The organism is uncultured Granulicatella sp. (assembly GCF_963528315.1).
In the GTDB taxonomy this organism is placed as follows: Bacteria; Bacillota; Bacilli; order Lactobacillales; family Aerococcaceae; genus Granulicatella.
The window spans coordinates 1-11,052 of sequence record NZ_CAURVV010000052.1 but is presented as its reverse complement, the minus strand read 5'-3'; the positions used below and the strand labels follow the sequence as shown (position 1 = coordinate 11,052).

Here is an 11,052-nt window from a genome sequence, read left to right as displayed (position 1 = left end):
TCTGCGACAACAGACTAACGCTTTATCTTTGACAATTTAAAAAATTTTCCACTTATATTATAGCATAGGTAGTATCTTTTTGTCTTTTTTTCGTACTTTGTTTCAAATAAACTTCGAGACCCTAGGCTCGAAGTTTAGCCATGAGACCGAAGGTCTGCTGGCGTCCTAATACTACTATTAAGGAAGTCTAATTAGAAATTATTGGTTCCAAACTGATTGGAATTCAGCTTTAGAAGCTTCTAAAACTTTATCAACGCTTGAACCATTTACATCACTGTAAACTTTTTCTTGAATCTTAGTGATTTCTGCATATGCAGAGTCAGCATTTTCAATTACAGGAATTGAGAATAATTCTTTTTTACCTTCAGCGATTGCTGCTGGAACTTTAGAATTAGAGTTTTTGTATTCAGCACTTTCTAACACTTTAGAAACTACTGGAATATAACCTGTAGCTTGTGCCCAAGTTAATTGAGACTCAGGAGAAGCTAAGAATTTTAAGAATAAGTAAGCTGCAGTACGTTGTTCTTCAGAAGCACTTTGGAACATGTAAATATCAGTACCTTGTTGGATGTTAACTTTCTCAGGACGAGGAGCTACACCATACTCATATCCAGCTTCTTTAGCACCTTTAGCTACGAATGATTCACCCGCAGTTGAACCTACATACATTGCAATTTGTTTGTTAGCAAATGGTCCTGATAAGTACTTATCTGAACCAGCTGTACGGAAGTAACCTTCTTTAATACCATCAGCATAGTAAGAAACTACTTCTTTTGATTCTTTACCAGTGATATCTAATTCTTTATTGAATTGAACACCTTTGTTCACAATACCAGTTGCATAGTAGTTGTTTAATGAGTCAAAACCAGCACCTACAACTTGGTGGTTTGATTTTTCATAAATTGTTTTAGCTGCTTCTTTTAATTCATCTAAAGTAGTTGGTACTTTAACACCATACTCTTTTAATAAGTCAGCATTGTAGAATAATACTTCTGTTGATTTGTTAAATGGAATACCATATTGAACTCCGTTGATTTGAGCACCTTTTAATAATTCTGAACGAATTGCAGCATCATCTTTAATACCAATAGTTGAATTTTCTAAGTAAGGTTTTAAATCAACTAATTGATCTTGATCTGCAGCATTCCATAACCATCCTGGGTATGCTTGAGTAATTGTTGGTAAATCTTTTGGTGAAGTTAATGTAGAGTTAATTTTAGCTTGTAAATCTTTATATGAAGATTGGTTTTGTAACTCAATTTTCACATTAGGGTTTTTAGCCATGAACTCCTCAGTTAATTTCGTTAGAGTTTCCTCTAATTTACCATTTAAGGCATGCCAGAAAGTAATTTTTGTTTCCTCTTTTACTTCTGTTTGAATGTCTGCTTTAGTTTCTTTTTGTGAGTTTGATGCGCTATTGCCGCAAGCTCCTAAAACTAAAACTGATGTTGTCGCAAGTGTCGCTTTTACTAAAGATTTGAATTTCATAATTGTTCTCCTTTTTCTTTTATAGTTTTACAACACAATTTTTTCGCCACGATGTGGCAATATTCTTTCACCATACGGATTTTCCAGTAATTCTGGTTTTAAAGTATGGATAGGAACCAAAAGTTGGGGTTCGATCATCGCAATAATACGGTCTAAATCCGCAGGTTTTGCATGACCTGAACAAGCGATTTTCACAAATTCGATGTGATGTTTCGCTAGTAAATCTAGAAACACTTGATAATTTGGATCAAAGTCACCTAATGGTTGAGCATCACAGTGAAGGTATAGTGTTCCTTCTTGTAGTTTATCAAAATTATCCACTACCTGCCAGAAATACTCCCCTTGATCATCTATTAGTGTTTGATAGGAAACTTCTAAATTAGGATTTAATTCTGGAATCTGATTTGCTTCATTTGAATAATAATAATGAGCATGAATTCCAAAAACTTCTTGTAGTAAAGCTGCCATATGAGCTTCTAATACTACTGTTCGTGGAGATTCTTCAACAATTTTTGCGAAACGTTCCACATTCGCTGGATAGCCATTAAAAGCTATCGGACGGTTTGGATTTTCTTGTTGGAATTGAACCACTTTTTCAATTACTTCTAATTCATTGGATGGTTTTATTTCAGTTGGATCAACTGGCCTTTCAGGGAAACTAATCGTTACCCCTTCCATCATTAGCATCTGCGTATGTTTCGCTTTTTTACAAAACTCAACAGTTGCTTCTGGTATATAACCATGTAATCGCAAATCTCCAGTATACGTAATGAAATGATCTGGAGTTCGAATTAATAAGGCACTTGCACCATATGCATCATGATCTACTGGAACAACTTCGATTGTAATATCACCAACAGTTACAATTGCATTTGGTTCTAAGCCAATCATCTCTCTCGTAAAAGGAGATTTTTCAAACGGTGTTGGTAATAAAAAATCTCCATTACGATTCAAACTATTTAAAATCATTTTTGTTTCTTTTAACGTATACAATGGAATAGCTGGATCTAAATAATTAATCATTCTTGAATGATCTAAGTGAGCATGTGATAAAAATACCGCTGTATTTTCATACTCGCCCGTTTCTTCTCCATCGTACTCATAGCCCAAACGTGGATCATAAACATGATTTAGTTTTGGGATGATTCCATATTGAATCAGTGTTTGTAACTGTTCATTTGGCAAATCTAATTCTGGACGAAACTCTGTTCCGAAGTCAAAGAAAATATGTGAATTCCCATAACTGACTTCGATTACCGTTCCTCCGATTGTTAGAATTCCGCTATGGAATGTAACAACGGTTTTATCCTTTGATACCATTCTTAGCAACCCCTCTAATAATTTCTTTTCTAAATACGAAATAGATAATCAAAATAGGAACTACTGTCAATGTTGCGGCAGCCATTTGTAATTGAACATCACTACCACTTTCAGTCGTGAAGGCTGATAAACCGTTGTTTAATAAACGATAGTATTTAGTGTTTGTTGCAAGTAATGGCCATAGGAATGAATTCCAGCTCATAATGAATGTTAAAATCCCAACTGTTACAAGCGCTGGCTTACACATTGGCACTAAAATTCGACGAATATATTCTAAATCTGATGCACCATCAATTTTAGCGGCTTTGTAGAATGTACTTGGAATCCCACGAAGATAACCATTTAGATAGTAGATATAGAAAATACTAGTTAAAAATGGAAGGATTAAAGCTAGATAAGTATCTAATAATCCTAATTGTGCAATAGTCTGATAATTTGTAAAGATAATTGATTCATAAGGAACCATTAATAATGAAACCATGACCATTGTCACAACTTTTTTATATTTAAATTCTAAACTTGTTAAAGCAAATGCTGCTAATAATGAAGTAATAACTGTTGCAGCAGTTGTAAATAATGATACAAATAATGTATTGGCAAAGTAGCGTAAGAATGGCGCTCTTTGGAATACTTCAAAATAGTTTTGCCATTGTAATGATTTAGGAATTAATGTTGGTGGAATACTTGTTGCTTCCGCATAGGTCATTAGCCCTGTTAAAATCATATAAATAAATGGGAATACGGTAATGATTGATAAAATAACAATCAATGCTAATAATAAATAATTGATTACTTTTTTCATGATTAACCCTCCGCTCTTCTCAAGAATTTATTTTGGAAGAAAGTAGCAATCAGAATAATCACAAATAAGATTACAGTTGCTGCCATCGCAATCCCTGGACGACCTGCTACGTGGAACTTGTCGTAAATATAATACACGGCAGTTGTAGCACTATTGGCAACCCCAGCTGTTCCTCCAAATAATGCATATACTTGCGTATAAACTTTGAAGGCACCGATTAAGTTCACTGTAGATAAGAATGCAATTGTTGGTACTAATTGAGGGAATGTAATTCTCCAGAAGATTTCTTTTTCTGTAGCACCAAACATTTTTGCAATTTTAAAATGTTCTGGGTCAATATTTCTTAAACCTGCTAATAAGATAATAATATTAAAAGCAAGTCCTGTCCAAATACCAAAAATAATTAATGTTGGCATACTCATATTGACATTATCTAACCAGTTCACAGCAGGAATTCCTACTAAACCTAGTAAGAAGTTGATTAATCCGTAACTTCCATTAAAGAAATAACGGAACACAATCCCAATCGCAATTGTACTTGTAACATATGGCATGAAGAAAATTGTTTCAAACACACTCTTATGTTTTACCTTTTCAAAGATAATCCAAGCAATCACAACTGAAATACATAGTGCAACTGGTACTACTACAAATGCATATAAAGCTGTGTTCATTAATGCTTTATGAAACACTGGATCTGCTAAAACTTTTTGATAGTTTGATAAACCTGTATATTGAAGTTTTAACAATGAACCCTTTTGAAAACTCATCCAAAATGAACGAATTAACGGGTAAATATTAAATAATAAAATCACACCTAATGACGGAAGAAGGAATAACCACGCCTTTGGTTGATTCTCAGGATTATATTTTTTCATTAGTATACACGTTCTCCATTTTGATCGAATAAGAATAATTTATGTCTTAGAAGGTCAAATGAAAGTGTGTCTCCTTCTTCAATCTTATGTTCCACACTTACGATTGATTTAATATCTTGTTCTCCTAATGTAAAGTGTAAAATACGTTCACGACCGATTAATTCTACAGCCGTAACAGTTACTGTAAATAATCCATTTTCACTTGGAACTAAATCTTCAGGACGTAATCCTAAGTAGTAATGTCCATTTTCTAATTCTTTACGGAAACGATTTCCCACTAATTCACTTGCTTGTAAAGTGAATGATGGATGATGAATCACACCATCTTTTACTTCAACTTCTGAAATGTTGATAATTGGATTTCCGATAAATTTAGCCACAAATAAATTATTTGGTTCTAAATATAAGTTTTGAGGGTCATCATGTTGTTGAATAACACCTTCATTTAATAAGATAATTTTATCACTGATTGATAAAGCTTCTTCTTGGTCGTGAGTTACGAAGATAGTTGTAATTCCCACTTCTTTTACTAAACGACGAATTTCTTCACGAATTTTTAAACGTAAACGAGCATCTAAGTTACTTAATGGTTCGTCTAATAATAATACTTCTGGTTTTTGAACTAACGCACGAGTAATCGCAACACGTTGTTGTTGTCCCCCTGATAAAGTACCAGGTTTTTTCTCAGCTAATTCTTCAATATTTGTTAATTGCATGTATTCTTCTGCAACTTTTTTAGCTTCTTCTTTTGAGATTTTCTTTTCCCCTACTGTTAATGGGAACATAATGTTCTCTAACACTGTCATATGAGGATATAATGCATAGTTTTGGAACACGAATCCAATATTTCTATCTTTTGGTTCTGTATTAATAACAGAAGATTTTTTAAATTGGATATCTCCACCAGTTGGTTGTAATAACCCTGCAATCATATTTAAAATAGTTGATTTTCCGCAACCACTAGGCCCTAATAAGCAAACTAAATCCCCTTGTTCAATTGAAAAGTTAACGGATTTTAATGCTTCAAAGCCATTATCGAATACTTTATTTAAGTCGATAACATCAATCATGAGTAAACCTCCAAATTTCTTTACTTGAATACATTCTAGTATATCATGTTTTGCGCTTTCATGCGATACAAATATTAAGTATTTTTTAAAAAAATATTTTTTATACGAATTTTTCCGTATAATTCCCGAAGAAAAAAAGCATATAAAAACGTCTCTAGCTTTCACTAAAGACGTTTATTTTTACTATCGATTGATAATTTTGAAGTATTCTCTTGAAGTGATTTTGTAAATTAAGAAGTAAGCAACCATAAAGACTCCCGCTACTGCTAACATTGTTAAAGCAATAATACTTCCTTTAATTCCAAAGATTAACACAATTTTACTTACCATATTATAGGATAACGCAGTGTGTAAGAATGCTGTTAATAATGGTAAGAAGAATACAATTAATACTTGACGATTAATCGATTGATGAATCATTGGTTGATCAATACCGATTTTCTTCAAGATAACATAACGTTCACGGTCTTCATATCCTTCAGAAACTTGTTTGTAGTAAATCACTAAGACCGCTCCTACTGAAAAGGCAATCGCTAATAAGATTCCTAAGAATAATAGGGAACCATAAAATTGGAATAATAATTGAGCAATTTCTATTTTCCCATCAATTCCTCCAGCAATGTCTGATTGTTGATACAATTCTAATTCTTTTTTCTTTTCTTCATCTGTTTTACTAGAAGTATTCCATAATGCAATATAGTTTCTTGTATAAGATCGATGTCCTGCATCGTTTTCTTTACTGTAATATGGAACAACTTTTACCATATCTTCTTCATTTAAAATACCAATATAAGAGTGATCGGTAATATTCGGATTTGCCACCGCAATTTTTGAAAAGTTTTTAATATCAATAATCTGTGCAACTGAAATGGTATTGTCCCCTAATGCTACTTGATTAAATGAAGGTCTCTTTTTGAAACTTTCTTCTCCAAGTAACATCTCTCCTGAGTTAACAGTAAGATTTTCACCTGTATTACGATTATAATCTTCTACCGATACAAGAACGAGCATTGCCTCTGGTAAACCACCTAATTGTTTAAAATTGGTATTTAAGACATTTCCTTCATGATTTCCAGCTGTTAAAATATAAGAATATTCATAAAAATCTGTTACTTTTGAAGAAGCACTTGCCGCTAATTGTTTTACTTCTTTTGAATATTCTGCTACTTCTTCTGGATTACGATACATTCCTCTGAAGTCAAAATCAGTTGGACTTGTTCGATTAATGACTTCCTGCGCTCCAAACTGTAATGAACCAGTCGTTCCAAGAGTTACAAGCACCATTGTTGATAAAATACAAATACTTGCTAAGCCCATCGCATTTTTTCTCATTCTAAAAATTAAGTTAGAAACTGAGATGAAGTTAATTGGGCGATAGTAGAACGTTTTACGATTTTTCAAGAAACGTAGAAGTGCAATACTTCCAGCATCAAATAAAATATAAGTTGCGATAACTACTAATAATACTGCAACAAAGAACCAACCTAATGCTTTAATCGGACTTTCAATAGATTGAGAAATATAATAAGCATATCCTAAAATTGCTACCCCAATTAGTGCGCGAATACTTAAGAAGCGACCTGTTTTTTCTCCTGATTTCTTTTCACGGAGTAATTCTAATGGACGACTTACTCTAATTTTAATCGCATTTAAAATCATTAAGAAGACAAAAATCCCGCTAAATAAAATTCCAATTATAATGACTGAAGCAATTTGGAATTCATATGAAATTGGAACGTTAAATCGCATTGCTTTCAATAATAAAGCAAACGCTAATCGATTCAATAATACTCCTAACACAAGACCAACAATAAGGTTTATCAAAGCAAACAACGTCATTTCAACAACTTGTAACAATTGAATTTGCGAACGACCCAACCCTAAAATGCTATATAATCCAAATTCTTTTGAACGGTTTTTCATGACAAAGCCATTAGCATAAATCATCGTTAAGGTAGAGACAAGTAACATAATCACAACACCAAAACCTAATGCCATAACTACCGTGCTTCCACCACTACTTTGTAAAATCGTTTTATTTGTAGATAGTGCCAATAGAATATAGGTGATAACCATCATTGTAATAGAAGCAATCGAGAACGGAATATAAAGTGTTCGATTTTTCTTTAAATTGGATACTGCTAATGAACTAATTAATTTAAACATGACTCTCACCTCGATTAGCCATTACTGTTAATGTATCAGAAATTGCTTCAAACATTTCTTCATCTGTACGTTCACCTTTAAATAATTGATGATACAAGATTCCATCTTTAATAAATAACACTCGTTTAGCTCGACTAGCGGCTAATGTACTATGCGTTACCATTAAAATAGTTTGTCCATTTTCATTTAAAGTATCAAACACATCTAAAATATTGCTAGAAGATTTTGAATCTAATGCCCCTGTCGGTTCATCTGCTAGTAAGATACTAGGATCCGCCATCATTGCACGTCCAATGGCTACTCTTTGTTGTTGCCCTCCCGATAATTCATAAGGATATTTTTCTAGTAATTTTTCAATTCCTAACATAGTAGCAACAGGTTTTACTTTTTTCTCCATTTCTTGAACAGTTTTCTTCGCTAGTACTAATGGAAGTAACATATTATCTTTCACAGATAATGTTTCTAATAAGTTAAAATCTTGGAATACAAATCCTAAATGATCTCGACGAAATGCTGCTAATGTTTTATCAGGTATATTTTGAATATCTAATTGATTCAATAATACTTGTCCTTTTGTTGGACGATCTAATGTCGCTAAAATATTTAGTAGCGTTGTTTTACCAGAACCAGATTCCCCCATGATGGCAACATATTCACCTTTTTCAACGCTAAACGTAATATCTTTCAACGCTTCTACTTGCATCGCTCCAAATCTTGTATGGTAAATTTTTTGTACTTGTTTTACATCTAATAATGTCATGTCAATTCCTACTTTCTCTTTGATTTGTATTCATTCTATCAAATAAAAGCGATGCATTCCTATATTTTAGCTATCATTTTCCTTTTGTTTCTTACATTTTTGTAAGAAAGAAATTTATTAAATTTCAATGTTTTTACTTTTAAAAAAGCAATAAAAATCGTATAATACATTTATAAAAGTAATGACTATTCATTGCTTAAACAATATAATAAAATGATTAATTTAAACAATCATTTTACTTATTTTTCCTTTTTTATTGATGTGATTTCCGAAAAGAACCTCGTTCTTTTCGTTAATCTTCGCTTTGATTGGCAGAGGTATTCTAAAAATAACAACCATCATACACTTATGCCAGAAACTCTGCCAACAAAGTTTACCCACCTAGCAAATCAGACGAAAGTTTGAATAGTTAGGTGGGTTTTTATATAAAAAATTCTATTAATTTCTCCATAAAAAAGACGAGACTCTCGTCTCGTCCTTCAAAATTCTTCTTATTGTACTTTTAAAATTTGTTCTTTTGCATGAATTAATTGTGTAATCATTGCACAGTATGGAGTTGGAATGCCGTATTCTTGTCCACGTTTCGCAACAAATCCATTTAAGTAATCAATCTCAGTAAAGCGATGATTTTGCATTAAATCTTGGTGCATTGATGGATAGTGTGCACGAACTTTGTTTGAAGCTGTATAAACATAATTTTTCATTTCAGCTTCATCAATTTTCACACCTTCATGATGAGCCACTTCTACGAATTCATGAATAATTTGATCCACAATTGCTTCTGCTGTAGTTGTATCAAACACTTCTCCAATATTCGCATCTAAAATGGCACACGTTGCATTCATTGTTCCGTTTACACATGCTTTTCTCCAAATTGAGAATAATACATCTTCACTATAACTTGCATTTAATCCTGCTTGATTCATTACAGCGACTAATTCTTCTGCAATCGCACGACCGCTTGCTTCTTCTACTGCTTGAATTTCAACAGTTCCTGTTCCGCCTAAACGAGCCACACCTGGACCATTCAATCCTGCAGTCCAAATCGTTACACCCATAATAATGTTTTTACGCGGAACATATTTTTCCATTGTATATTCATGGCCTAAACCATTTAATAAACATACAACTTTTGTATCTTCATGAATAATTGCTTTGATTTTTTCAAGCATTTCCCCTAATTTCATTGATTTTGTAAATGCAATAACGACATCTACTTCCTCATGAACTTCTTCAGGTCTGTAGATTGGAATTTGTAAAGTATCCGTTGTATCTCCATCTACTACTTGTAATCCATTTGTACGAATTGCTTCAATATGCGCTGGCCATTCATCAATTAAGACAACATCTTGTCCTGCTTTTGTTAACATGTAACCAAAGCGACATCCCATTGCTCCAGCACCTGCAATTGCAATTTTCATTATAACTCCTCCTTATTATACCGTTAATTTATAATCTTCCGGTTGAATCCATTGTACCACTTTTTCGAACACATGGATAAAGAAAACATTGAAAATGATTGGAGCCACTACGAAAATGACTGCTACTAATAGAATATTTCCAACTGTCCATCCATTTTCCATTAAGTTTAAAGCATAAATAGGTCCTACTAAACCACTAAATCCAAAACCTGCACTTGCAGGAGTTCCTTGAATAGAAAAGACTGCTGCTAAAACACCTAATAATGCAGAAGAACATAACATTGGTAATAAAATTTTAGGCTTTGCAATCACATTTGCCATTGACATTTTTGGAGATCCAATAAAGTGTGCAATACAAGTTCCTACTGAATTAACTTTTAATCCTGCAACTGCTAAACCAAAACCTGCCGCACAGATTCCTAAGTTCGCTGCACCAGAACCAATGCCTGATAATCCAATTGCTAAACCAATTCCTACAGTCGTAAATGGTGACACAATTAAAATACAGAATGTCATCGCAATTAACATACACATAATAATTGGTTGTAAGGTTAATAAGAATTCCACTCCTTGACCAATTAATGCTGTAATTTTAACAATATATGGTTGAGCAAGTCTTCCAATTCCACCGATAACCACTAATGTAACCGTTGGAATAACGATAATCGAATAAGCTTTTGCTTTATCTCCAATCCACAAAATAAATGCAGCTGCAAGTGCTGCCGTTACACCCATTGTAATAATATCTCCAGTACCAGAGAATACCACGCCTTTAACATCTGGATTAAAGCCAGGTGCACCTCCTGCAAAAACAGTAGCTAAAGCAATAGCTCCTGCTTGAATTGGAGTAAATTTAAAGAAATGTCCTACCATTAAACCAATAATAGCACCCATCATAGTATTAGCCACTTGAGTCGCTTGAATAATTAATTGCCCTTGAGGAAACACTGGTAATAACGCTTTTGTTAATTCACCTAAAATTGCCCCAGGAATTAAAGTTACAACTACCCCTAATGCTAATGCATTTAATACAGTCATTGTAAACTCTTTTGCTGAATAATTTTTATTTGTATCCATATTCATTCCCCTTTCTTTTGAATGGACTCATTATATCATAATCTTTCTGAAAACAAAGCAATATTTTCAA

9 protein-coding genes are annotated in these 11,052 nt (G+C 33.1%); all 9 read right to left on the bottom strand.

Annotated elements, in window-relative coordinates; translation table 11 throughout:
* Positions 1-198 precede the first annotated feature (198 nt).
* On the bottom strand, positions 199-1,488 hold the full coding sequence (locus RYK07_RS08110) for an extracellular solute-binding protein (protein ID WP_314853361.1): 1,290 nt from the start codon (positions 1,486-1,488) through the stop codon (positions 199-201).
* 27 nt (positions 1,489-1,515) lie between these two features.
* Positions 1,516-2,808: an MBL fold metallo-hydrolase gene (locus RYK07_RS08105; RefSeq protein WP_314853360.1), complete on the bottom strand. Its 1,293-nt coding sequence runs from the start codon at positions 2,806-2,808 to the stop codon at positions 1,516-1,518.
* Positions 2,792-3,610, bottom strand: a complete 819-nt coding sequence (locus tag RYK07_RS08100) for a carbohydrate ABC transporter permease (protein WP_314853359.1) — start codon at positions 3,608-3,610, stop codon at positions 2,792-2,794. Before RYK07_RS08100 ends, RYK07_RS08105 begins: the two co-directional genes overlap by 17 nt.
* Positions 3,611-3,612: 2 nt before the next feature.
* Positions 3,613-4,488, bottom strand: a complete 876-nt coding sequence (locus RYK07_RS08095; RefSeq protein WP_314853358.1) for a sugar ABC transporter permease — start codon at positions 4,486-4,488, stop codon at positions 3,613-3,615.
* Positions 4,488-5,558, bottom strand: a complete 1,071-nt coding sequence (locus tag RYK07_RS08090) for an ABC transporter ATP-binding protein (protein ID WP_314853357.1) — start codon at positions 5,556-5,558, stop codon at positions 4,488-4,490. The genes RYK07_RS08095 and RYK07_RS08090 overlap by 1 nt, the downstream gene beginning before the upstream one ends.
* 183 nt (positions 5,559-5,741) lie before the next feature.
* Positions 5,742-7,724, bottom strand: coding sequence for an ABC transporter permease (locus tag RYK07_RS08085; RefSeq protein WP_314853355.1), 1,983 nt, complete (start codon positions 7,722-7,724; stop codon positions 5,742-5,744).
* Positions 7,717-8,484, bottom strand: coding sequence for an ABC transporter ATP-binding protein (locus RYK07_RS08080; RefSeq protein WP_314078682.1), 768 nt, complete (start codon positions 8,482-8,484; stop codon positions 7,717-7,719). The genes RYK07_RS08085 and RYK07_RS08080 overlap by 8 nt, the downstream gene beginning before the upstream one ends.
* Before the next feature lie 491 nt (positions 8,485-8,975).
* Entirely contained in the window at positions 8,976-9,905 is a 930-nt protein-coding gene (locus RYK07_RS08075) for a 2-dehydropantoate 2-reductase (RefSeq protein ID WP_314853353.1), read from the bottom strand.
* Between the two features lie 15 nt (positions 9,906-9,920).
* Positions 9,921-10,982, bottom strand: coding sequence for a PTS sugar transporter subunit IIC (locus RYK07_RS08070; RefSeq protein WP_314853351.1), 1,062 nt, complete (start codon positions 10,980-10,982; stop codon positions 9,921-9,923).
* Positions 10,983-11,052 lie beyond the last annotated feature (70 nt).

Excerpts from the sequence above, each read along its gene's own strand:
- RYK07_RS08080 (WP_314078682.1), bottom strand. The coding sequence starts at position 8,484 with ATGACATTATTAGATGTAAAACAAGTACAAAAAATTTACCATACAAGA.
- RYK07_RS08075 (WP_314853353.1), bottom strand. The coding sequence starts at position 9,905 with ATGAAAATTGCAATTGCAGGTGCTGGAGCAATGGGATGTCGCTTTGGT.
- RYK07_RS08105 (WP_314853360.1), bottom strand. The coding sequence starts at position 2,808 with ATGGTATCAAAGGATAAAACCGTTGTTACATTCCATAGCGGAATTCTA.
- RYK07_RS08070 (WP_314853351.1), bottom strand. The coding sequence starts at position 10,982 with ATGGATACAAATAAAAATTATTCAGCAAAAGAGTTTACAATGACTGTA.
- RYK07_RS08085 (WP_314853355.1), bottom strand. The coding sequence starts at position 7,724 with ATGTTTAAATTAATTAGTTCATTAGCAGTATCCAATTTAAAGAAAAAT.
- RYK07_RS08110 (WP_314853361.1), bottom strand. The coding sequence starts at position 1,488 with ATGAAATTCAAATCTTTAGTAAAAGCGACACTTGCGACAACATCAGTT.
- RYK07_RS08100 (WP_314853359.1), bottom strand. The coding sequence starts at position 3,610 with ATGAAAAAAGTAATCAATTATTTATTATTAGCATTGATTGTTATTTTA.
- RYK07_RS08095 (WP_314853358.1), bottom strand. The coding sequence starts at position 4,488 with ATGAAAAAATATAATCCTGAGAATCAACCAAAGGCGTGGTTATTCCTT.
- RYK07_RS08090 (WP_314853357.1), bottom strand. The coding sequence starts at position 5,558 with ATGATTGATGTTATCGACTTAAATAAAGTATTCGATAATGGCTTTGAA.